This is a genomic window from Arsenophonus sp. PmNCSU2021_1 (genome assembly GCF_036919435.1).
In the GTDB taxonomy this organism is placed as follows: Bacteria; Pseudomonadota; Gammaproteobacteria; order Enterobacterales; family Enterobacteriaceae; genus Arsenophonus; species Arsenophonus nilaparvatae.
In genome coordinates, this window is record NZ_JAZHPL010000003.1 from 96,607 (window position 1) to 121,053 (window position 24,447).

Annotated in this window: 18 protein-coding genes and 5 pseudogenes; 7 read left to right on the forward strand and 16 right to left on the reverse strand. The window is 32.6% G+C overall.

What is annotated here, in order from left to right; genetic code table 11:
• The first annotated feature begins 444 nt into the window (after positions 1 to 444).
• Both V3224_RS02850 and V3224_RS02855 read left to right on the forward strand, forming a co-directional pair.
• Positions 445 to 1,906 (forward strand): annotated as a pseudogene (locus V3224_RS02850) (DASS family sodium-coupled anion symporter).
• 144 nt (positions 1,907 to 2,050) lie between these two features.
• Positions 2,051 to 3,006 (forward strand): annotated as a pseudogene (locus V3224_RS02855) (aldo/keto reductase).
• 100 nt (positions 3,007 to 3,106) lie between these two features.
• Here V3224_RS02855 and V3224_RS02860 read toward each other — a convergent pair.
• On the reverse strand, positions 3,107 to 4,138 hold the full coding sequence (locus V3224_RS02860) for a glycosyltransferase (RefSeq protein ID WP_334468406.1): 1,032 nt from the start codon (positions 4,136 to 4,138) through the stop codon (positions 3,107 to 3,109).
• A 516-nt stretch (positions 4,139 to 4,654) separates the two neighbouring features.
• Here V3224_RS02860 and V3224_RS02865 point away from each other — a divergent pair.
• Entirely contained in the window at positions 4,655 to 5,215 is a 561-nt protein-coding gene (locus tag V3224_RS02865) for a glycosyltransferase family 25 protein (RefSeq protein WP_334468407.1), read from the forward strand.
• 10 nt (positions 5,216 to 5,225) lie between these two features.
• Here V3224_RS02865 and V3224_RS02870 read toward each other — a convergent pair.
• Positions 5,226 to 6,074 (reverse strand): annotated as a pseudogene (locus V3224_RS02870) (IS256 family transposase); the annotation flags it as partial.
• A gap of 79 nt (positions 6,075 to 6,153) precedes the next feature.
• On the opposite strand from V3224_RS02870, the gene istA reads away from it, so the two are divergent.
• Both istA and istB read left to right on the forward strand, forming a co-directional pair.
• Positions 6,154 to 7,194 carry an IS21 family transposase gene (gene istA, locus V3224_RS02875; protein ID WP_334468408.1) on the forward strand — a complete coding sequence of 347 codons (1,041 nt, stop codon included), beginning with the start codon at positions 6,154 to 6,156 and terminating at the stop codon, positions 7,192 to 7,194.
• Positions 7,181 to 7,942: an IS21-like element helper ATPase IstB gene (gene istB, locus V3224_RS02880; RefSeq protein WP_334467780.1), complete on the forward strand. Its 762-nt coding sequence runs from the start codon at positions 7,181 to 7,183 to the stop codon at positions 7,940 to 7,942. The genes istA and istB overlap by 14 nt, the downstream gene beginning before the upstream one ends.
• A gap of 66 nt (positions 7,943 to 8,008) precedes the next feature.
• Here the strand turns inward: istB and V3224_RS02885 are convergent.
• The 12 genes and pseudogenes from V3224_RS02885 to V3224_RS02940 all read right to left on the reverse strand — a co-directional run.
• A pseudogene (locus V3224_RS02885) lies at positions 8,009 to 8,383 on the reverse strand (transposase); the annotation flags it as partial.
• A 621-nt stretch (positions 8,384 to 9,004) separates the two neighbouring features.
• On the reverse strand, positions 9,005 to 9,370 hold the full coding sequence (locus V3224_RS02890; RefSeq protein ID WP_334468747.1) for a glycosyltransferase: 366 nt from the start codon (positions 9,368 to 9,370) through the stop codon (positions 9,005 to 9,007).
• Positions 9,316 to 10,041, reverse strand: a complete 726-nt coding sequence (locus tag V3224_RS02895) for a hypothetical protein (RefSeq protein ID WP_334468410.1) — start codon at positions 10,039 to 10,041, stop codon at positions 9,316 to 9,318. The genes V3224_RS02890 and V3224_RS02895 overlap by 55 nt, the downstream gene beginning before the upstream one ends.
• Positions 10,042 to 10,379: 338 nt before the next feature.
• Positions 10,380 to 10,901 (reverse strand): DUF924 family protein, encoded by a 522-nt coding sequence (locus V3224_RS02900; RefSeq protein ID WP_334468412.1) that lies wholly within the window; start codon positions 10,899 to 10,901, stop codon positions 10,380 to 10,382.
• A 423-nt stretch (positions 10,902 to 11,324) separates the two neighbouring features.
• Positions 11,325 to 11,636, reverse strand: coding sequence for a PsiF family protein (locus tag V3224_RS02905; protein ID WP_334468413.1), 312 nt, complete (start codon positions 11,634 to 11,636; stop codon positions 11,325 to 11,327).
• 825 nt (positions 11,637 to 12,461) lie between these two features.
• Complete coding sequence (locus V3224_RS02910) at positions 12,462 to 12,878, reverse strand: hypothetical protein (protein WP_334468414.1); 417 nt, start codon at positions 12,876 to 12,878, stop codon at positions 12,462 to 12,464.
• A 262-nt stretch (positions 12,879 to 13,140) separates the two neighbouring features.
• Positions 13,141 to 13,512, reverse strand: a complete 372-nt coding sequence (aroQ, locus tag V3224_RS02915) for a gamma subclass chorismate mutase AroQ (protein ID WP_334468416.1) — start codon at positions 13,510 to 13,512, stop codon at positions 13,141 to 13,143.
• A gap of 82 nt (positions 13,513 to 13,594) precedes the next feature.
• Positions 13,595 to 14,332 (reverse strand): DJ-1/PfpI family protein, encoded by a 738-nt coding sequence (locus V3224_RS02920; protein ID WP_334468417.1) that lies wholly within the window; start codon positions 14,330 to 14,332, stop codon positions 13,595 to 13,597.
• 461 nt (positions 14,333 to 14,793) lie between these two features.
• Positions 14,794 to 15,834, reverse strand: coding sequence for a hypothetical protein (locus V3224_RS02925; RefSeq protein ID WP_334468418.1), 1,041 nt, complete (start codon positions 15,832 to 15,834; stop codon positions 14,794 to 14,796).
• Between the two features lie 90 nt (positions 15,835 to 15,924).
• Positions 15,925 to 16,986, reverse strand: coding sequence for a hypothetical protein (locus V3224_RS02930; RefSeq protein ID WP_334468419.1), 1,062 nt, complete (start codon positions 16,984 to 16,986; stop codon positions 15,925 to 15,927).
• 501 nt (positions 16,987 to 17,487) lie between these two features.
• Positions 17,488 to 18,360: an IS982 family transposase gene (locus V3224_RS02935; protein WP_334467716.1), complete on the reverse strand. Its 873-nt coding sequence runs from the start codon at positions 18,358 to 18,360 to the stop codon at positions 17,488 to 17,490.
• A gap of 187 nt (positions 18,361 to 18,547) precedes the next feature.
• Entirely contained in the window at positions 18,548 to 18,847 is a 300-nt protein-coding gene (locus V3224_RS02940) for a phage holin family protein (RefSeq protein WP_032116003.1), read from the reverse strand.
• A gap of 514 nt (positions 18,848 to 19,361) precedes the next feature.
• Here V3224_RS02940 and V3224_RS02945 point away from each other — a divergent pair.
• The gene (locus V3224_RS02945) at positions 19,362 to 19,757 is read left to right on the forward strand and encodes a winged helix-turn-helix domain-containing protein (RefSeq protein WP_334468421.1); all 396 of its coding nucleotides are present in this window, start codon (positions 19,362 to 19,364) and stop codon (positions 19,755 to 19,757) included.
• Positions 19,758 to 21,224: 1,467 nt separating this feature from the next.
• Positions 21,225 to 22,022 (forward strand): bifunctional hydroxymethylpyrimidine kinase/phosphomethylpyrimidine kinase, encoded by a 798-nt coding sequence (thiD, locus tag V3224_RS02950; protein WP_334468749.1) that lies wholly within the window; start codon positions 21,225 to 21,227, stop codon positions 22,020 to 22,022.
• Positions 22,023 to 22,288: 266 nt separating this feature from the next.
• On the opposite strand, the pseudogene V3224_RS02955 reads toward thiD, so the two are convergent.
• Both V3224_RS02955 and V3224_RS02960 read right to left on the reverse strand, forming a co-directional pair.
• Positions 22,289 to 23,476: pseudogene (locus V3224_RS02955) on the reverse strand (L-cystine transporter); the annotation flags it as partial.
• A 49-nt stretch (positions 23,477 to 23,525) separates the two neighbouring features.
• A complete protein-coding gene (locus tag V3224_RS02960; protein ID WP_334467716.1) occupies positions 23,526 to 24,398 on the reverse strand; it encodes an IS982 family transposase in 873 nt (290 codons plus the stop codon).
• Positions 24,399 to 24,447 lie beyond the last annotated feature (49 nt).

Sequence of the window (24,447 nt, forward strand, 5' to 3'; positions counted from 1 at the left end):
AACTTATAAACTTATAAACTTATAAACTTATAAACTTATAAACTTATAAACTTATAAACTTATAAACTTATAAACTTATAAACTTATAAACTTATAAACTTATAAACTTATAAACTTATAAACTTATAAACTTATAAACTTATAAACTTATAAACTTATAAACTTATAAACTTATAAACTTATAAACTTATAAACTTATAAACTTATAAACTTATAAACTTATAAACTTATAAAGTTATAAAGTTATAAAGTTATAAAGTTATAAAGTTATAAATTAATATTTATAAATTAATATTTATTATTAAGCTTGATAAAAATAAATATAGTTACTAATCTATAAATTTATATAATAAGTAGTTGTATGATTTGTTAGCGTGATTTTTTAATTTATAAGTTATTAATTATTTTTTGTGTAGATATATTTCACCAATTGGATAATACAATATGGATAAATTGACCCCATTCAAACCTTTACCAACCATAATTGCTATTACAATCACTCTCATCATCTGGTTTATTATTCCTATTCCTGACGGTGTTGAGGTAAATGCTTGGCAATTATTTGCGCTTTTTATTGGGACTATAATAGCTATCATAGGTAAAGCCTTACCAATAGGTGCAATCTCCATTATCGCAATTGCATTAATTGCTATTACGGGGGTAACTAATTCTAATAATCCGACGGAAGCCATTAATGATGCATTGAGCGGTTTTTCAAATCAACTTATTTGGTTGATAGGTATTTCAATAATGATTTCTGTTAGTCTAAATAAGACCGGCTTAGGTGCCCGTATTGGTTATTATTTTATTTCTTTATTTGGCAAAAAGACCTTAGGCATCGCTTATTCATTGGCGATTGCAGAGACAATATTAGCACCAGTTACACCAAGTAATACTGCGCGGGGTGGTGGTATTATTCATCCTATAATGCGCTCAATTGCAAAGAGTTTCGGCTCTGATCCCGAATCAGGTAGCACACACAAAATTGGCCGTTATCTTTCATTGGTTAATTTTAATATCAATCCAATTACATCTGCGATGTTTATTACGGCAACTGCCCCTAATCCATTGATTGTTAGTTTGATTATGGAAAATACCACACCTCCATTTGAGATAAGTTGGGGAATGTGGGCAATAGCCGCTTTTATACCAGGTATTATTTCGTTATTGATTATGCCATTAATTATCTATTGGATTTATCCACCTGAAATTAAAGTAACACCCGATGCACCAAATTTCGCGAAACAAAAATTACACAAGTTAGGGCCTATTTCAGTAGCAGAAAAAATTACTTTAGCGGTATTTGCCATGCTTTTGCTGATGTGGGCTGGTGTGCCTGGGCTTATTTTTGGTAGCGCTTTTACTATTAACCCTACCGCTGCGGCATTTATCGGTCTTTCCGTTTTACTTTGTACCGGGGTATTAGCTTGGGATGATATTTTGAAAACCAAGGGGGTATAGGATACAATTACTTGGTTTGCTGCACTGGTCATGATGGCATCTTTTCTAAGTAAGCTTGGGTTGACTAATTGGTTTTCTCAAACAGTTGGAAACGCTATTGATCGGCTGGATTGGTGGCATGTTGTTACTTGTTTTAATATATGTCTATTCCCATTACTTTTTTGCCAGCACCACAGCCCATATTATGGCAATGTTTGCAGCATTTTTTACTGCTGGATTAGCATTGGGCGCGCCACCTATTTTGCTTGGTTTGATTCTGGCTTTCTCTTCATCATTAATGATGTCGTTAACCCATTATGCTACAGGTACTGCGCCGATTATTTTTGGTTCTGGTTATACAACCTTAGCTGAATGGTGGAAAGTGGGGTTTATATTAAGTGTGGTTAACCTTTTAATTTGGTTAGTCATTGGTGGTTTATGGTGGAAGTTATTGGGCTATTGGTAAGTTATAATTAACATATCTAAATTGCTGTACTATATCTGTAAGTTAAATAGGGTTTAACATTTAATAAGTGCAATCTTGCTGTAAAAGTACCACTAAAATCTTCTAGCTATTACATTCGCTTTATTTAAAAACAAGTGAGGAAATATGCAATTGCGTAGGTTAGGTTCAACTGGATTTGTTATCCCACCACTTGTTTTTGGTGGTAACGTATTTGGTTGGACTATCAATGAAAAAGAGAGTTTTACCATCTTAGATGCTCTCTATGATAACTGTTTAGTTGCAATTGATACGGCAGATGTTTATTCAAGTTGGGCAGCAGGTAATCGTGGAGGAGAATCTGAAACTATCATTGGAAATTGGCTAACTAAACATTCCATTGCCAGAGATAAATTAATTATTTTTACCAAAGTGGGCGCAGATTTAGGTTCGCCTGGTAAGCGTGGGCTTTCTGCTCGCTGGATTATAAACGCGGTTGAAGATTCATTACGGCGTTTACAAACAGATTACATTGATCTTTATTTTTCTCATTGGCCTGACATCAATACACCTTATGAAGAGACGTTAAACGCTTATCAGAAGCTTTTAACAACAGGCAAAATTCGCGCTATAGGAGCAATTTGGATGCAGGGCAATTGAAAACAGCGTTAGATGTGGCGAATAGTCAGAATTTACCGCGATACCAGGTATTACAACCAGAATATAATATTTACGATCGCGCCGCTTTTGATGATAAGTTGAAGAAACTCTGTATCAAAGAAAATATTGGGGTTGTTACTTACTATAGTTTGGCATCTGGTTTTTTAACCGGAAAATATCGTCGTCAAAGTGATTTAAATAATAGTCTTAGAAAAAGTGATATCGATAAATATCTTAATCAAAGAGGTGAAAGAATTCTTAAGGCGTTGCAGGTAGTTGCTGATGCTCATCAAGCTACCTTAGCCGAAGTCGCCCTTGCATGGTTAATGGCTTTTAATGGGATCACCGCACCGATTGCTAGTGCAACTACTGTTGCTCAGGTTGAAAGTTTTGTTAAAGCCATTAATTTAACATTGACTAAAGCGCAATTCGAATATATAGATTATGAAAGTAAATTAAATTGAAAATTTTTTTTATATCTATAGATTGAAAATTTAGCTGTAAAAATGGATGATTGTCTATCATCAAATGACGATTATCCAATTTCACGGTTTATGCCATTTGCTATTTATATAAAACTTTAATAACAAAATAATAGAGATAATTCAATAGCCATTGAATATATTTTTTCTTATTAAACATATGTTTAGCTGTATATCGATATTGGTTGGAGGTTGATGCCGCAATAAGAGGGGTCGTTTTCCAAGGAGATTTTTCTTTTATTGTAATAAACAGATCTGTACTGGGATATTCAGACCAATGATTCCATGGCTTGGTTGGGCCAATATAATGAATGAATTTTACATTATCAATGGTAGGGAATAATGTTCTATTTTTTAATTCATAATTAATACTAAATTGGGTATTAAATTTTTTCTCTAAAAATAAAACTTGATTTACCAGAGATATATTTAATGCATCCTGATCATAAAATATAAATTTTGCTTTTGTCTTATCATCAAGTAATACATTTATCGTCTTCTCAGTTACTTTATTTTTATACCACTTATCGGTATCGATCAGCATAACGCCAGAGTTAAAGTAGCCATTAGCTATTGCTGGTGTTGCTAGCATTTCAGCCCGTTTTTTCCATAGGTATTGGTCTCGGTCAGCAACAGCCGCAATAATATGATGGCTTAAATTGATGGTGAATAATTCTGATATATCACCCGAACAAATAATGTCTGAATCTAAATATAATATTTTATTTATTTTTTGGTGAAAATAATTTGCAATGATAAAGCGAAAATAGATTGCATGAGACCACAATTTATTGGTTGGTAATTTTTTTAGCTGCAGAGTGTCGATAAGTAATATTGTTATTTTTGTATTATATATTTTTGTTAGTTCATCATATTTTTTCAGTTCATTTGCAGAAATCATATCAGTGAAGATATAAAAGTGGAAGGTATAATCTTTATTAAAATGTAGAATCGAACAGATAGAGATCGCAGTACCAAGAGAGAAATTCATATCTGCGCCGTAAGCAATATGAAACTGGCAATTTTTTACTTTAGCAGATGAAAATTCATAGCTTGTTAGTATCATCTCCTTACTATTGAAATACATTAAGTTTCCTTTTGGCAAAGCTGGCATTAATTTTATCGTAAATTGTTACTGATTCTAGCGTTAGTGGAAAGAAAAAACCATTGCTATAACCATTATACTTTATAAAAATTGATTAATAATCATTATATTTTTTAGAAATGAAGAAAAATTTATATCTTATTGAAAGTAAATATAATATTTTTTAGTGATGAGATGTTTTAAAATGGTTTCTGATCTGTTGCTAATCAGTTTTTTTCTTATGTTAAATTAAATCATTATTTGAAAATATAAGATGAATTAGTTTCTGTTTTGATTTTTATCTATCATAATGGATAAATATAGTAATTAAATTAATTAATTATTTTTTACACAAAGTAAATAACAATTTATATTAAATTTCAACATAAAAAATTATTTTGTGTTTTTTTTGCAATTATTATGCTTATATTACAATAAATACTAGAATAAATGATATTATTCTGCTGATAAAATAGGTAGTAAAATAAAATTGATTAGTTATAATTTAGTTAACATATTATTGAATATAAAGTTTTGGTGGCGTTAATGAGTAAATCTTGCCCTATTTTTATTGTTTCATTAAAAAAGGATACAGATAGAAGAAGACAAATTAGTAAAGCTTTGTCGTCACAAGCTTTACCTTTCACGATAGTTGATGTCATCGAAGGTGCTAAGTTAACTCAGGGTGACATGCCTTGGTTTGAATCCGCTAATTCAGGTAAGTTTGATGTGAAAGCAAGCGGAATGAATGAAATTGCTTGTAGCTTGAGCCATCAATCAATTTATCAACATATTGTAAAAAATGATATCGAATGGGCATTGATCCTAGAGGACGATGTTATCATTGATAAAAAATTATTCCATCTAATCAAAGCGCTGGAACAGGGTAAAAGTAATTTATTAAAAAAAGATTATGTTTATTTGCTAGGTGCTCAAGAAGGGCTGAGTTCAAGAAAGCGAATTTCGTTAAGTTTTTTTAATAAAATAACCATCGCTAATGTGACCTTTCGTCTATTAACTTATAGTCCGGATAAAATTTTTCGGGCTTGTTGTTACTTAATTCATCGTAACACCTGTAAAAGAGACCCTGTACACGATTCTGTGTAAATGCCTTTTCTCAGTAGTGACCGTCCAGGCGGTCACCGAACTCGATAATAAAGCGGCTCATCGCCATACGCGAGTCCCTCAGTGGCATTGTCCATTTCTGTGACGCCGCCTGGATTGCCAGCCACACCACCTTTTTCACTGCGTCATCCGTCGGGAACACCTTACGCTTTTTGATGGCATGCCGGATCACGCTGTTCAGCGACTCTATGGCATTCGTTGTGTAGATCACCTTGCGGATGTCTGCCGGGTAAGCGAAGAACGTCGCCAGGTTGGCCCAGTTTGTCTGCCAGCTCCGGCTTATCTGCGGGTAGCGGCTGTCCCATGCGCTGGCGAACGCTTCCAGCGCCTGCTGGCCTGCTTCTTCCGTGGAAGCCTGATAGATGGCTTTCAGGTCGCGTGTGACGGCTTTGTAGTCCTTCCAGGAGACGAACCGCAGGCTGTTACGCACCATATGCACGATGCACAGCTGAATGCGGGCTTCCGGATACACGGTGTTGATGGCGTCCGGAAAGCCTTTCAGACCGTCGACACAGGCGATGAGGATATCGTTCAGACCACGGTTTTTTAGTTCTGTCAGCACACTGAGCCAGAACTTCGCGCCCTCGTTTTCGGCCAGCCACATACCCAACAGTTCTTTCTGACCTTCGATGTTGATACCCAGGGCCAGAAACACGGATTTATTGATAACGCGACTGTCCTGCCGGACCTTCAGGACGATACAGTCAAGATAAACAATAGGATAGACTGCATCCAGTGGGCGATTTTGCCATTCGGTAACCTGCTCCATCACGGAATCGGTGACCTTCGAGACCAGCGCCGGTGAGACATCCGCGTCATACAGTTTTTTGAATGTCACCGATCATGCAAAACTGATCCACTAACGATCATCTAAAACTGATCCACTTGGTATTATTCGCACATTTTTGTACGGATAATTTATGTTAACCAAGGAGATATTTGTGGATATTCATGTTCGCTTTGCACAAGGACAAAGCCTTCGAAAAATTGCCCGTGAATTGGGCATATCCCGTAACACCGTAAAACATCATTTACAACAACAGACAATGCCAACTTATGCTAAAAGAAGTCAACAACCGACTAAATTAGCACCCTTTAAACCTTATTTGCTTCAGCGAATTGAACTGGCTAAACCTGATTGGATCCCTGCAACAGTCTTATTTGATGAAGTAGTTGAAAGCGGCTATCAAGGAGGTATTGCTCAATTACGCCGATTTATTTGTCAATTTAAACCAAGCATTGTTCCCGAAGCTGTCGTCCGTTTTGAAACACAGCCAGGTCAACAAATGCAAATCGACTTCACCAGCATCCGGCGAGGTAAAAAATCACTAAAAGCGTTTGTTGCAACGCTAGGCTATTCGCGTGCGAGTTATGTAAAGTTCTTTGATAATGAACGAGCAGAATCCTGGCAACAAGGTTTACGAGAAGCTTTCGACTATTTTGGTGGTGTACCACACGAAATATTGTGTGATAACGCAAAATCCCTCATCATCGAACGGGATGCTTATGCAGAAGGTGAACATAAATTACATGTCGAAATGCTTCAAATGTCGAAAGATTACGGGTTTAAATTGTGTGCTTGCAAGCCCTACAGGGCAAAAACTAAAGGGAAAGTAGAGCGCTTTAACCACTATTTAAAAAACAGCTTTATCGTACCATTAAATACCGACCTTCGTGCTCATAATCTTGAACTGGATATTGAGATAGCTAATGCAAGAGTGGGGCCCTGGTTACAACGCGTTGCCCATCAGCGGATTCATGGAACAACGTTAGAGAAGCCAGCAGATAGACTAGCTAAGGAAGTTAAGTATCTTCTACCCTTACCAGCAAGGGTTTGCCAATCTATCCCGCAGACTGATACGCTTAATATCCGTATCGTACCGCCCCTTGAATCTGTCAGTTTGCAACACTCAATCAGCGTATACGAAGCATTGCTGGGAGGTGAACATGTTATTGCATGAACAAATTGAACACCTGTGTGAGTCATTGAAATTAAATTCTATTCCGACTCATTGGTCATCACTTGCCGAACAATGCATTGCCCAAGACAAAAGCTACGGAGAGTTTTTACTGTCCCTATTAAAATGTGAGCAACAACAACGAGATGAACGAACCCGTAATCTTTTGAGTCGGATGGCAGGATTCCCAGCACATAAAGAACTTAATACGTTCGATTTTAAGTTTGCAACGGGGATCCCCAAACAACACATACAGGAATTAAGCGCATTAACGTTTATTGAACGTAATGAAAATGTCGTGTTGCTTGGCCCAAGCGGTGTAGGCAAAACGCATTTAGCTATTGGGTTAGGATTAAAAGCAGTACAGGCCAAGAAGAAAACCCGCTTTACCACGGCAGCTGAACTGATGTTGCAACTCTCAACTGCCAAACGACAAAATAAGCTCAAACAATATCTATCACGTTCGGTGATGGCCCCGAAATTGTTGATTATCGATGAGATTGGATACCTGCCGTTTGGGCGAGAAGAAGCAAACCTGTTTTTCAATGTGATTGCCAAGCGTTATGAGCATGGCAGTGTCATATTGACGAGTAACTTATCATTTGGGCAATGGCCAAATGCTTTTGCTGATGACGCAACATTAACTGCCGCTATGCTTGATCGTTTACTTCATCATTCGCATGTACTGCAATTAAGCGGTGAAAGCTATCGATTGAAAGATAAGCGGCGCTCAGGAGCAATGACTGAGTAAAAGTGGATCAATTTTGATTGATCGGATTTAGCTAAAAAGTGGATCAGTTTTCGGTGATCGTTGACATTTGAACGCAGCCGCTATCTCGCGGGTGGTCATCCCTTTGGCGTACAACGATAAAATCTGGTTATCCATCCCGGAGATCCGGGTCTGGTTTTTCTTCACCAGTTGCGGTTCGAAAGAACCGTCACGATCGCGCGGAGTGCGTAGTTCCAGAGGACCATCGCCGGTGGTAACGGTCTTTGTGGAATAGCCGTTGCGGGAGTTGGCACCCGGTTTGGGCTGATTTTTATCGTAGCCCAGATGGTGGGACATTTCGGCGTTGAGAGCCGCCTCAACGCTGATTTTCTTCAGCAGACGATCGAACTGGCTGAGATCGTCAGGGGTTTTGAGATTTTTGGCCAATTCATTAGCCAGAGCCTGCAATTGTTTTTCGTCCATAAATTAACCTTCATTTGATGCTGGATTGAACATATCAAAATCAGGCAATTACACAAATTTATGTACAGGCTCGTAAAAGAATAATCACTGAATTTGAAAGACAATTTTTTGTTGCTGATTCGTGGGGCCTGTTATATAAAAAACAGGCAATTAAAGGATATCACGAGTTTCGCACCAATAAAAAAACGCTCTATTTTTAAGTTTAATTCAGCATAATATATAAATAGAAAAAATCTCATAAATTAAAAATAACTTATTGTAATTTAAGTAAATTTATACGTCTTAGCAAGTTACAGATTAATTATTGTTCTGAAGCCATTTCTAGAATTTTATATGCCCGTGCGAAACTCGTGGATATTATTTAGCCGAAATTATTAAGCATCCGATTGTTTCCGTTGAAAATAGCAATTTGGAGGCTGATAGAAGAAAGTATGTTATTAAAGAAAAAAGAAGAACGCGGGGCAATCTTGAGTCTGCTTTAGCTTATATTTTGCTACAAATAAGGCGTGTTTTACGTAGTTTAATTTTTTGGCAAAAATAGGGTTTATGTCGTTTTGAGAGGTTGCCATCTAATATTGTTTTTGCACGGATTAATCATAATGATTAATCCGCTAAATGCTATCACGCTAGAATTTTCTTAAGGGATGAATTAACTCTGTCAAAATAGCTATCTTCATAAAAATCTGAGATAGAATTTTTTATGCTAACCTGTGAGGGTAAGGTTTTATTATCAACAATACTCTGCAATATATTAACGAAACAGGGTAGATCATTAACAGGAAATAATTCTCCATTAATATCGTTTTTAATGATATCTTCCGGCCCAGCTGGGCAATTTGAACTTATTGCATAAATGCCATAGGATATGGCTTCAAGAAGAACCATGCCAAGGCCTTCAATGCTTGAAGTTAGTAATAGGGCCGAAACTGTTTTTATATTATTGCGTATATAAAACCATGGATCTGGCTGCCAGCCATGCCAGTTAATTTTTTTTCAATATTTAGTTTTTTAGCTAGCTGTTTTAATTGATTGATTTCGTGCTCTTCGCCACTACCGACAATATTGAGTTGCCAGTCACCGCTGATATTTGCCAAGCTAGTAAATAGAAAAGCCAGTTGTTTTTGTCCCGCAAAAAATATTCGCCCTAAATAGAGAAAAACAGTTTTGTCCTTAGGTCGCGGGATAACAATGTCTTGTTTTTTTATTGGATTAAATAAAGTAAAAATATTATTTTCATCGACGCCGAGGGCAACTAATTGCCTCGCTATACCTGAGCTTATCGCGTAATAGTAATCTGCTTTTAAAAAATATTCTTTTTTATAACTTCCATTAATGGTAAAGTGTGGCCAGGAAATTAGTGGTATTTGTCTGCCTAAGATAAGTTTTCTACTGATGTTTGAGTTATAACAGGCAATAGAATCCAAGGCGATAATTGCGTTAATTTTTTGCTCGCTAAGTAGTTGTCGTAGCTGCAAAGCATAATGAATACGTCGCAGCTTGCCGTTTTTAATATTGGAATATAATCGACTATATTTTATGTTATCTAACCAATCATCATTCGGTTGCGTTTGTTTAGCATTAAAAAAGACAAAACTGACAGTTATATCTGGTCGCCGCTGTTTTAATAACAAAATAAATTCACGACAAACGGTTTCCATACCACCAAAACCACTAATGTTGTAGCTGGTTATTAATATTTTGTTTGGTATCGTCTGCTAATCTCATCAAGTTCTTGGTTAAAATAATATCTGCCAATCTTATCTATTTTAAAGAAATACTATTTCATTAATAAAATAGTTTGAATGGTGGTTATGACGCGTTTTTTATCGAAATATTGCGGTTATTTCAGTGTAATATTTAAAAAATAATTGAACAATAACTTAATTTAAAAGTTGCAAAAAGATCATTGTTTTGTTAATTCACAAAATAGAGTACATATTGCAAATATATACTTTACTGCTCTTCTTATAAGCTAAAAACTTGAACCCGATTTTTTTTAAAATAATATTTCTTCAGGAGTAGAAACTCTATTAAGAATTCCATTTCTGTGTGGATAGCGGCCAAAATGATCAATAATTTCTTTATGCCGCATTTCAAATTCAAGTGTTATTTTATCATTTAATGCAGTAAAAAGAGGAACAGCTTGTTGATGAATGAAAGGTGATTCTGAATGCATAAATGGCATTAAAATGAATTTACGTTCTTTTATTGGTAAGTGTGTATAATCTGGTTGTTTAATTGCTTCTTGAGCTAACATAAGCGCCATATTATCTTGTGAAAAAGCTTTTGCTGTATCACGCCAAATATTACGAGAAAACTGATCAAGCACGATAATTTCAGCTAATCTCCCTTTTATTGAGCAACGCCAATGAGCAAGTTCACCACGACTCGCTTTTTCAGTAGTAAGTTTAAATCTATCCCGGATGATAGCGTCAAATTGTGGTTTTTTTTCGAACCATTGTTTATTGGTAGATTCCTTAAACCAGAAATCTAAAACTTTTTGCCATTCATTATGCATTATATTTATCTCTTTAGGTTAGCAATTTTCCTGCTGTAAACCATCTATAATTCTGAATAGTAAAATGAAGATGAAAATATAATATAGCTACTTTATAAGAAAAATTCTGTTAAATGAAGCAAATTATTTTATAAATTTGCTTGATATGTGACGATAATGTAATCTTATGTCACGTCATTAGTATGAGTAAAATGAATAACGTTATTATTTTAAATTATATTTCGTTTAGAAAATGTTAATTTTTTTAAATTCTAATTATTATTTTTAATATATCAAAAGTGACAGTTTTTGATAAATAATTTACTATTTTATTTTTTATTAAATATTCAATGGTGTCATTTCTATTTTAATTAAAATAAAGCAATATTCTAGAAATAAAAAAATAAGTCACTAAAAAGAAAGTGGCCTTATTGATATATTAAATTAATTATTTTTATTACTTAGGCATTCCTGCATAAATTCTTGCCGTTCATCTTTTTTAAATTTCATGTTGCTAGCTTTTTTACTACAATTTTTCATTCTTTCATTTTGCTGATTTTTTTTATTACGAAGGCAGGATTGCATAAAGGATTTTCTTTTTTCACCCGTTAATGATTGTTGTTTAGCTTTAAAATGACAACTCCCCATTTTACGTTGTTGCTCTGACATATCTTTTTTTGACATTTTTTCGGCAGCTAAAACAGGATTTATTAATAACACACTGATTAATGTAATAAATAATATTTTCAATTTCATAGTAGAACTCCGAATTTACAAGATATCAATACAACAATAGCAGTAAATTATGATTTCTGGAGAAAATAGTCATCAAATAATTAGAATAGTATTCTCTATAAAATAATTTCTGCTATTTTAGTGAGCTAAACTATCTTGCTTCTTTGGTTGTATAAGCTGGAGTACTCACTTATATAGTAGTTATGTATATTGAATTTTGCTATTTAGAATTAAGTTGGTTGAGTCAATTGTTTCTGAATTCCTGGAGTTCCTGTTTTATTGATTCGGCTATATAAAGTGATTTTTCTTTCATTAGCACCTCGCATTCGAGCTCTAATTGTTCAATATTAGTATTTTCATTAATGTTGAGATAATTATCATAAAACTTATTAACTTCCTTTAGTGCTATAAATAAAGCATTGTCTTTAGGACTTTTAGTAACAAAAGAATCCCTGCAAAGAATTAACGCACTGCGCGCATTTGCTATCGCAAAAATCTTATCTTCTGGTAAATTTTCTGCTTTTAATTTATCTACTATGGAATAATATTCAGTATGATTTTTATCAGCTGGAGGGGCAACCTTATTGTGAGCTAATTCATAGGCAAAATTATATAAACAACAATACCAAACTTGATTTATATCGTTGTCGGTTATGTTTTGCCGTTGTTGCTCATCTACACGAGTTTCGCACCAATAAAAAAACGCTCTATTTTTAAGTTTAATTCAGCATAATATGTAAATAGATAAAACCTTATAAATTAAATATAACTTATTGTAAATTAAGTGAATTTATGCATTTCAGTAACTTGCAGATTAATCATTACTTTTAAGCCATTTCTAGAATTTTATAGGCCTGTGCGAAACTCGTGATCTAATGATAATCGACATAAATGCGAGTTCAAAAATTGATGATTATTTTTAAATATTTCTTCGGAAAGGCCAAAACTTTCCCAGTCAGTATCAGCATATTTTATGGCGACCATCCCAAATTTTATTTTTAATATTTGTAACTCTGCTATAAAATTTTCGTTGTTTTTTTCACTTGATTCCAAATGACTATCATGCAATTTTTTAATTTCATTAATTAATCCTATAATTTCATTGTTAAATTCTATTTTTTGTTTCAATGATATATTCATAGAATCATTAATTTTTTTATCAAATTCTAATAATATATTATTGTAATTGTCGATATTATATTCTTTATAATTTAATTGTTCAGATGGAAATGCTGGAGCAGAAGTTAATGGTGATATAGGCATATTAATTTTTCTCAAGAGTATAATTAACTAAATAGACAATTTTGCCGATTGCCAGATTATTCTTTTGAGTTTGTATTTTTTAAAGATATTTGCTCAAGTGATGAGCAGATTATTTTTTTATCAGCGGCTTTAAGATTATGCAGTTGGATTTTATTTATATATGAACAGATCTGATTTTTTATTTGACCGTTATTTTTTAATTCTTTGGCAATTAATTGTATGATGTCATCAGTTAATTTGCTAATTTTTAAACGGATAACTGCTAAATCATCATGTTGAAGATCGTTTCTGGCATAGCTAGCCAGTCTGCCTTATAGCGATATTGAATAGCTTTAGCGGCATTTATTTGGGATATTATAAAAGGCTTTATTGATTTTTTATCCAGGCCTAAAATTTCTGCTTTATTAATAGAGTTTAAAATAACTTTATTTTCTTGAGTACGATCTTCGACTGACAGGTGTTTTTCAAATTTATACTTAGCAACATATTTCATGTAAGAAACACGTTGCTCAATAAGTGCTGCAATTTCTTGGTATTGATGAGCCGTAGCTGTAAATGAAATGAAAAAAAGCGTAGATAAAGAGTACTTCAATATAACTGCACAGGGTTTATGGCACTTAAGCTTATTAATCATAATACATCCGGATGCTATATTGTGAAAATAACTTAAATGTATCAATAAATTAAATAATATTCAACATTATTGAATATATAATTTAATTATTTATAAAGTCTTTTTTTCTTTCAATAGCACGTTCAAGTATTTCAAGATAATCAGGTGTTTCTGTTTCAAATGATGTTTTAATTTTATTACACGCTATATTCACTATTTCTGGTTCAGCTGTTGCCGGGTTTCCTGATTGAAAGGGGGGTTGAGGATCATATTGGGTAAGTAGTTGCATTACCTTTGCATCAGTTTCTGATTTTATAATTGATAATATGCGCAGTCCAAAATCAATACCAGCGGTTACGCCACCACCCGAAATTCTATTTTTATCAATGGTAACCCGTTCGTTAGAAACAGTAGCACCTAATTTTGCTAAAAATTCATTGTAACCCCAATGTACTGAAGATCTATAGTTATCTAAAAGATTTACCGCGGCTAAAAACATACAGCCATTACATACACTAGTAATATACCTAGCATTTTGGCCAACTTTGTGTATCCATTTTAACATTTTAGTATCGTTAAGTGCTGGGAAAGGATGATGTGAACCTGTAATGCATAAGATATCTATAGCATCTAATTCATCAAATGTTGTGGTAGGTGTGAGTGTTACACAATTAATTTCTGTCGAGATTGGTTGTTTATCATGCCAAACATATTCTATTGTAAATCCTTGATTTTGTAATAGTGTGGCAGGACCAATAATATCTAATGGTGTCATTCCTGGAAAAAGAACAAATGCAAAAACTAAATCTTTTTTTTCGGTAGTAATTTTTTCTTCTTTCATATTATGACCTATTTAATTTTATAAAGAGAAAGTTAAATGCCAAGTTAATACTTTTATGCTGTTAACTTAATTTATTACTATTACACGAGTTTCGCACCAATAAAAAAACGCTCTATTTTTAAGTTTAATTCAGCATAATATATAAATAGAAAAAATCTCATAAATTAAAAATAACTTATTGTAATTTAAGTAAATTTATACGTCTTAGCAAGTTACAGATTAATTATTGTTCTGAAGCCATTTCTAGAATTTTATATGCCCGTGCGAAACTCGTGTATTAATCTTAAATATTTAGTTTTATTAACAGCAACAAAATAGAGCTCAGCGGTATTGATAACAGCTTATTTTTGCCACTTAAAATTGAGCGAATATCTAATATTATTTATTATGGTTTTATTATAAGTAATACCCAGTTAATTTAAATGAGTGTTACTATTTATTGCTGTTACAACATTATTAAATTATTCGTTTATCGTAATATCTAATAGAGTATTTTTACATAATCGCTCAGCAGAACCGCTTTCATCGCTTGCATGGAGAGCAATAATGTCTTTGAATGTTTCTTTACCAATTAAATTCTGATTATCCTCTGGGTAATAACAGACTCTTAAATATGATGGTCCTTCAATGTTATAATTACATTTCACATTAATTCTGCTTGGCATAGAGATATAAGGGTAGGGCTCACTTTTTGTTATGGATTTAATTCGATATGCCTGGAAAGTAACTAATTCTTTTTCACCTTTTTCATTGATAACTTGTGTTTTTAAAATTGAGTAACCATCATTAATTTCACCGATATTTTCTGGTCCTTGTCCATGGCGTAGAGTATAAAATGATAGATTAGGATTGGTTTCAGTAAATGGATGTAGAACAGTATTAGCTTGTTTGGCATCAAATATTAATGGCATGCAATCTGCTTTTTTAACATCGAATGGTATTTCGAAAATATCGTAGTTATAGCTTAATATACGTGCAATATAATTATTTACAATTTCGCCATTTCGTTCTATTCGAGCAACAAACCAGCTTTTAATAACAGTATCTTGTGGATGTTGATAAGGGATAAATCGCAGAGTTACTTCACCAGTTAAGGCAGGATCATTGAGATGTGTCGCCTGATTATTAGACATAATTACCAATACTTTATATTTTACTGGCAAAGTTGTTTTGGTTGTTAGATCTAAGCCAGCCATTTCAATAATAGAGTAGCCGTCATGGTTTTCAACTAGAACAGTATCAAAAGGAATTAATTGTTCTTTATCGCCAAATATCACTTTAATTTCAGCGTTATCTACCGGGGTGGCTTCAATGTTGTGGGACACAATATTATCCTGTGCTTTGACTTGAGTATTACTATCAGCAATAAATTCTTTAAGCTTATCGAGCAGATATGGTGATGAAATACCTTGTTGGAAAATTATAAAACGACCCCATAAAATTCCTAATATATTGTGTGTTTCTCGACCAACCAGGGGGGAGCCGGAGGATCCTGCTTCCATATCTCCATGAATGAGTCATGTTCCCTCTGGTACATCAGGATTTATTGATGCAAAAGGATCCATAGAATCCCTAAGTCGGGCACTAATTTGTCAAGGCTTTGCGCCACCATGTTGCGGAATATAGATGTTTTCGCGTTTTTTATTTAATATTTGTTGCGGTTTTAAACCACCAAATAAAGTTTTAACGTGAGCATTGTGATAATCAAAATCCGCAATAGTAAATAAGGCATAATCACCAAGCCCACCATTTGATTCTCCGTGCGTCAATATTTTATCGACATCAAAATGAATAGTATCAGTTTCAGGTGATGTAAAGTCGTTGGCGATATTATGTTTGTTAACCCACATTTCACTGGATTTTATCGCTTCCGGATCAATTTGACTATTGGGACCTAAAGCGACATGGCGGTTTGTTAATACGTGATTAGCTGAACCTATAAATGAGCAAGTTCCACCATAACCATTAAATGCGCAAGTTCCACCATAACCATTAAATGCGACAAAATGTACAGCGCGAGCTGGGTTAAAAAAAGGCGTATTTTTATACCACATATAGGGTTGTCGCCCATCATTACTATCTTCAACAATTTGTGTTAGATCAAGCGGAAGTGCTTCATAATAAGCAAGTTCCATTATTTGATTATTACTATAGTGATAATTTTTTGGTAAAATAACTTTAATATCAATGCAATTAGTATAAAAAGTTACATTTAGCGTAGAACCTTCATTTAGTGGAAAGATACGTGTATGTTGTCTCTTACGATCGATAATTTCTATGTATGAACCAGATGATATATTGGCCAAAGTAAATACCAATCGTATAAATTCAACATTTACTTCTTCAATAACAAAAGTTCTAATTAAGGAGCTTTGATTATCTTGTATAAAGTTATGATTGATATATACTATTTTTGCTATTTTTGCTATTTTTGCTATTTTTGCTATTTTTGCTATTTTTGCTATTTTTGCTATTTTTGCTATTTTTGCTATTTTTGCTATTTTTGCTATTTTTGCTATTTTTGCTATTTTTGCTATTTTTGCTATTTTTGCTATTTTTGCTATTTTTGCTATTTTTGCTATTTTTGCTATTTTTGCTATTTTTGCTATTTTTGCTATTTTTGCTATTTTTGCTATTTTTGCTATTTTCTGCATATTTTTTTATATTCATTTTTTTCCTGGGTCATTCTATTTACTATTTGCTAATATTATCAAAAATATGATTAAGGATTTTAATGTCTCAACAGAATAAAATGAAACTAATTTTGCTTAATATTATTAAATATATAAAAAATAAATTTTTTATATTATAAATGTTATTTTTTATTTTATCTTTTTTGCTTATTACGCATTAATAAATGCATGTGATAAATTTTATATTTTATAATGTATTATTAATGCAAAGGAGAAATAATATTAAAAATTATAATTTCTTTCTACTATTTAAATGTAATAAGTTAATAATTATTATCTTTAAAACACATAATATAATAAAGTTAACATCGCATTTAAATAAAATTATCTATTTGGTAAATAAGCTGTGAATACAAAAATTTATTTATCAGAATGATATAGTAGATATCCACTAAAAGTAGAATTTTATTTCAACACTACCTTTAGTGGTAATTAACCTGAGTTCGGGATAAGCATTATCAATTATACTTGAAGATACGTACCTGCAACAGGTATCTTTGGTTTAGATGGCATTAAACAATATGCAACCAGTCCGCCTAATAAATTCACTACAAAGTTAGCCGGAGAGCGATGTCGCGTATGCTCTATTTGACAAAGATTTTTTAACTCATCAAATACCGTTTCAATGACAGAACGATGACGCAAGATGGCTTTGTCGAAACAAGTCTGTTTAATAGGCTTCATTTTCTTCTTGATATTCGTTATAAGGCTAATTCCCATCGTTTTGAGTTGCTGTTTCAGTGAAGCCGATAAATACCCTTTATCTGCGTACAAACAACCAGAAAGATCCTTTGTCAGCTCAGGCAATGGTTTCCGATCATCGGTGTTTCCTGGTGTGAGTCGAAAACTGAGTATTTCCCCCAAATGATTGATAATTACATGAAGCTTGAAACCAAAGAACCAACCTGTTGAATTTTTTCCCCGTTCAGCTATCCCATTGAAGACTTTATGTCTGCGGATCCGTAAGTTATCACACACCGCTATCGGAGTAGAATCGGCAACCGATAGCCCCGTGCATTTTCCCTTAATTGACTCAAACAGTGCCGTTAACGCTAAGGCACTACGCGGAAGTAACTCTACACAGCGTGAATAGGATGGCAAGTTAGGAAATTCCTTCCGGAGATATAAGCGGACATAATAGAGATAAAATACCTTGAATTGCCTGAATCGGAGTTGATGAAACAACACAACCAGTGTCATCATTTCCGCCAACGAAAGCTGAGTAGACCGTCTACGACGCTTAGTACCGTTAGTCAGCAAATATTCATGCATTTTTGGCTCGAAGTCTTTGCAAAAATCATCCATCAGGCAATAAAGTTCAGTAAGATTTTCCATAATTGTTTAACAATGCTCTACTCTTTAACCAGACTGTTAGAGTATTTTAACAAAACAGGCTCATTCAACTATTTGAATATCAAGACTTTCTCTTTATTTCTTATCCCGAACTCAGGTTAATTAAAGTGAAAAAAAACATAGCTGGTTATAATTGAATGTCTATAATTATGGTAGTTATAAAAGTAAATTATTTTTTATCAACCTTTAAATTGAAAACTTTTTGGTATAGTAATTTTAATCCTGTACCACCCATGGATCCTAGTAAGCCCGCAACTACTAGTGCAATATAGTCACTAGAGCCATATTCCATAGCTAATAAGCCTCCAATAAATCCAGTAAAGCAAGATATAATCATTTCAAATATCATCGCTATCCATCGTCGTTTTGATTTCTTTTTTTCCGTATTTAATATATATCTAGTAGCACCTCCCCATGCAGAAAACAAACCTATAAGACACCATAAAAGAACATCATTTTCTTTAGGCATATGGGTATAACCCCCAGATTCTAGATTTACTTTTTTAAAGGATTTTATTGAAACAAAAATAAGACAAATATTAAACTTTATTGTTACAGCCATTACAATTACTGTAATGGCTCGTGCGTTATTTTATAAATATACTGTTTGGAAAGATATAATTGATTTTTTTTTAATAAAAGAGATAAAGATGGCTTTAAAATTTTCCATAATTAGTAATAATATTTAGATACTATTAGGAACCAAATTTCATTAAATGAAATAAAATTTATGTTAATTAAACCTGTTATTGCTGTAAAATGAATTTAGTTAATTTAGTTAATTTAGTTAATTTAGTTAATTTAGTTAATTTAGTTAATTTAGTTAATTTAGTTAATTTAGTTAATTTAGTTAATTTAGTATTTAAAAAAACTATTATCAAAATTTTGAACATAAGCTCAATAAAAAAGTATAGTTTTGTATTCTTTATTGATATAAGTATAACTATATTAGTTTATTGATATTTTATCAGGAGGAGGAAGCTATGAAGTCGTATATAGTTATCAATAGCGTTGGTAGGACGGTTGAAGTAGAAGATGAAGTTGTAAAATTAACCCCTAAAGAATTTCTTATGCTTGAAGTTATCCTCAATTTTTCTCATGGCAAGGATACGATGGATTTAGAACACCTTATTCAGTATGTGTGGATGGATAGATATAGGAGTATTACAGCAAATAACGTTAGCCAATTGTTTTCAAGAGTACGAAAAAAACTTTACAATGTTAGTGGTTATCTTGATTTGAAAATAATGCCAAATGGTATGATTTGTGCAATTATAAAAGATGGTACGGAAATATTATGGAATGAAAAACCCCCTAAACGATATCTTCTTATTACACACATCTACAATTATTTAAAAAAATTACAAATTAAATTATAATTTATCTCAAATTATTATCTAAAATTAAAATAGTATTATCTTATAGTATATCATTCAAATCGCTATATTACACCAGGGAAATCACGGTAGCTTAAATGTATGTAAGATTGATTATAATTTGTTTTATTGAAAAGAATATAAACGTTAAATAAAATTTGAAAATTATATCTATATGTTAATTAAATGTTTGTTATTTAATTATGCAATTTGGTAAAATAGCCCATTATTACTCAAATTATAAATTAATTAAGTATTGTTAGTGTAAATCTTTTTTAAAAATATTAAATTGTACTAATAATGAATCAAATAAATTATCAAACTGCATTATTAATTTTATCAACTAATTTAACTGAAATCATAAAATTATTAATGTCATATTTTTAGTGTAAAGTTATGATTAGCGACTTAAACTAATCAATGTGTTTATAGTTTATTAGTTATATTATTTTAGATAGAGGAAAGAATTGTTATATATTAACTTTCAAGTGAGTTATCTCACGATAGAATGAATTATTAAAGTTAAATATTTATTATGCTTAAAACATCTATAGTATTTGGTTATGTATAGAAAATTTTTTAACTATATTCCACAGCCGTTGAGTTAGCCAAAGGATAAGTAATAAAAAATTTATATTAAGATAATTTGAATATTAAAGCGTTGTTGAGAGTTTGGCATTTTCAATAAAAATAACATTAGCATTAATAACAAGATTGTCGTCGCATTTTTTTTATTTCTTATACTTTATTATTCAATTTTCATTTAATAAACTGTATAATAAATGCCATTTTATGCGCTACATTAATTTTTTATGCAGTTAAATCATTTTATTAGTTATAAATGGTATTTGTTAATTAGTATTAGGTATCCAATTTTAAATGTACTATTATCTATATAAAATTTTTATTTAAATTAATAAAAACAGATAGTCTTGTAAGATTCATTATATTTCACGATTGAAATATAATATAATCCAATAATAGTGTTATTTTTTTGTTTTGAAAAAAATTGATTTTAATTTTATTATTGATAATAACTGGTTCCTATCAATAAACTTGTCAATATTGAATACTATTTTATGCTAAAGCAAGAGACTAATCTGTGATATCCATTGGTTTTATTTATATAAAATGAGCGCTATTGATAGATAAATTATTTATTATTTCATTTTATAAAATACAATAAAAAATTTTTAGTTTTAAAGCCATTCTTGATAAGAAGAATATTATGCTTAAGTACAACAAAATTAGTTATATTTGGGTTATTTCATTAAAAATACAAAATTGATAAAAGATATATAATGAGAATGATTTTTATTATATCTTAACACTAAACAAAAAATAGTGAAATAGGGTAGTAAAGGTAATATATTCATTTGTTCTGATATAAAATAACTATTGGTTTAATCTAATAAGTCAACTAAGGTAGCATAAATTATTTTGATTAATATTTTAATATTAGGAAAATTTATGATTTATAATTCCTTATCAATTGCTGGAACTGATCCAACGGGTGGTGCAGGTATACATGCTGATTTGAAAGTATTTTCCTCATTAGGAAATTATGGTGCAGCTGTGATAACCGCATTAGTTGCGCAAAATACTTGCGCAGTACAGTCAATTCATAATCTTCCTGGCGAAATTGTCGCTTCACAACTTGAATCAGTATTAACTGATGTTCGAATTGATAGTGTGAAAATTGGTATGTTATCAAATGCTACAAATATATCCATAGTAGCAGCGGAACTAGAAAAATATTCATTATCTTTTACGGTACTAGATACCGTTATGCTTGCGAAAAGTGGGGTACCATTATTGGATGCTGATGCAATCGATAGTCTTATTCGTATTTTGTTACCTAAAGTGTCTCTTATTACCCCCAATTTGCCTGAGGCAGCAGTACTTCTTAATTGCAATATAGCTAGAAATGAACAGGAGATGGTATCTCAAGGAAGAAAACTATTATCATTTGGCTGCCCGGCTGTGCTTATAAAGGGTGGACATCTTGATAATAAAGAAAGCCCCGATTGGCTTATTACACATAGTGGTGAATGGCGATATTCATTACCTAAAGTAAGAACCCAAAATACTCATGGTACTGGTTGTACATTATCTGCAGCGTTGGCTGCTAAGCGTCCTTACTTTGACAACTGGCAAGATACAATTATTGCAGCTAAAAATTATGTGCAAAATACCTTGAAGCATGCCAATAGATTAAATGTTGGCGAAGGAATTGGGCCTGTTCACCATTTTTATACCTGGTGGTAATTTTTCATCTAGTAAAAAAACTGTTAATAATTCTACAATTGTGAGAAACAGGATATTTATTTTATAGTATGCATTTATTGGTTATCTAGTGGATTTAAAATGAAAATTATGAATAGACAAAATAATTATTTAAGTTTCAAAATAATCGTTATTGTCAATCGTATTTAATAATAAAAATAATCTATTTCATAAAGTTGACTAGTTGTTTTAAAGTCCTAAAGAGATTTCTAATAGGACTTTTGAACAGAGATTATAAGTTTGAAATACTATTTATCGAAAATACTTTTATCCGTTTGATGCATCAATTGGCTAGTAATTGTTCCTGCAACCATTGAGCCATTAACATTTAATGCAGTTCTTCCCATATCGATCAATGGTTCAATCGAAATAAGTAACGCTACTAAAGTAATTGGTAATCCCATCGCGGGTAAAACCATTAATGCAGCAAAAGTTGCTCCCCCACCTACGCCGGCAACCCCGGCAGAACTTATGGTCACAATACCAACAAGTGTAGCGATCCATATAGGATCCAGGGGATTGATTTCTACCGTTGGGGCAACCATTACAGCAAGCATTGCGGGGTAAATACCTGCGCATCCATTTTGACCAATTGTTGTGCCGAAGGATGCTGAAAAATTAGCAATTGATTCAGGAATGCCCAGTTGCTGAGTTTGCGTTTCAACGTTTAATGCAATACTGCCAGCACTTGAACGACTAGTAAATGCAAAAATTAATACAGGAATGACTTTTTTTAAAAATTTTATCGGATTAATGCCAGAGAAAGAAAGAAGTATAGCATGGACAATAAACATTAAGGATAACGCTAAATAAGAAGCAAAGACAAAACTGCCAAGTTTAATAATATCTTGTAGGTTTGAATTAGCAACAACTTTAATCATTAAAGCCATTACTCCATATGGTGTAAGCCGTATAACTAGTCGAACCAGCTTCATGATCCAGGATTGAAAAATATCAATAGCAGATAATATTTTTTCACCTTTTTCGGGATTCGTTTTAGCTAATTGGAGAGCCGCTATGCCTAAAAAGGTAGAAAAAATAACAACGCTAATAATAGATGTTGGATTAACTCCAGCAAGATCGGCAAATGGATTTTTAGGAATAAATGATAATATTAATTGAGGTATTGTTAAATCAGAAACCTTGTGGATGTACTTATTTTCTATTATCCCAAGTTGAATAGTTTCACTACTAGTTTGTACCAGACCTTCTGCAATTAAGCCAAACCAATATGTAATAATAATCCCGATGAGAGCGGCAATGGCTGTTGTAAAAAGAAGGATCCCAATGGTGAAAAAACTAATTTTTCCTAATGAAAAGGTTTGATGCAAACGTGCTACCGCATTTAGTATGGAAGCAAATACCAAAGGCATAATAATCATTTGAAGTAATTTAACATACCCATTGCCTACAATATTGAACCAAGATAATGAATCATACACTATTTGATTATTAATAACCTGAGTTCGGGATAAGCATTATCAATTATACTTGAAGATACGTACCTGCAACAGGTATCTTTGGTTTAGATGGCATTAAACAATATGCAACCAGTCCGCCTAATAAATTCACTACAAAGTTAGCCGGAGAGCGATGTCGCGTATGCTCTATTTGACAAAGATTTTTTAACTCATCAAATACCGTTTCAATGACAGAACGATGACGCAAGATGGCTTTGTCGAAACAAGTCTGTTTAATAGGCTTCATTTTCTTCTTGATATTCGTTATAAGGCTAATTCCCATCGTTTTGAGTTGCTGTTTCAGTGAAGCCGATAAATACCCTTTATCTGCGTACAAACAACCAGAAAGATCCTTTGTCAGCTCAGGCAATGGTTTCCGATCATCGGTGTTTCCTGGTGTGAGTCGAAAACTGAGTATTTCCCCCAAATGATTGATAATTACATGAAGCTTGAAACCAAAGAACCAACCTGTTGAATTTTTTCCCCGTTCAGCTATCCCATTGAAGACTTTATGTCTGCGGATCCGTAAGTTATCACACACCGCTATCGGAGTAGAATCGGCAACCGATAGCCCCGTGCATTTTCCCTTAATTGACTCAAACAGTGCCGTTAACGCTAAGGCACTACGCGGAAGTAACTCTACACAGCGTGAATAGGATGGCAAGTTAGGAAATTCCTTCCGGAGATATAAGCGGACATAATAGAGATAAAATACCTTGAATTGCCTGAATCGGAGTTGATGAAACAACACAACCAGTGTCATCATTTCCGCCAACGAAAGCTGAGTAGACCGTCTACGACGCTTAGTACCGTTAGTCAGCAAATATTCATGCATTTTTGGCTCGAAGTCTTTGCAAAAATCATCCATCAGGCAATAAAGTTCAGTAAGATTTTCCATAATTGTTTAACAATGCTCTACTCTTTAACCAGACTGTTAGAGTATTTTA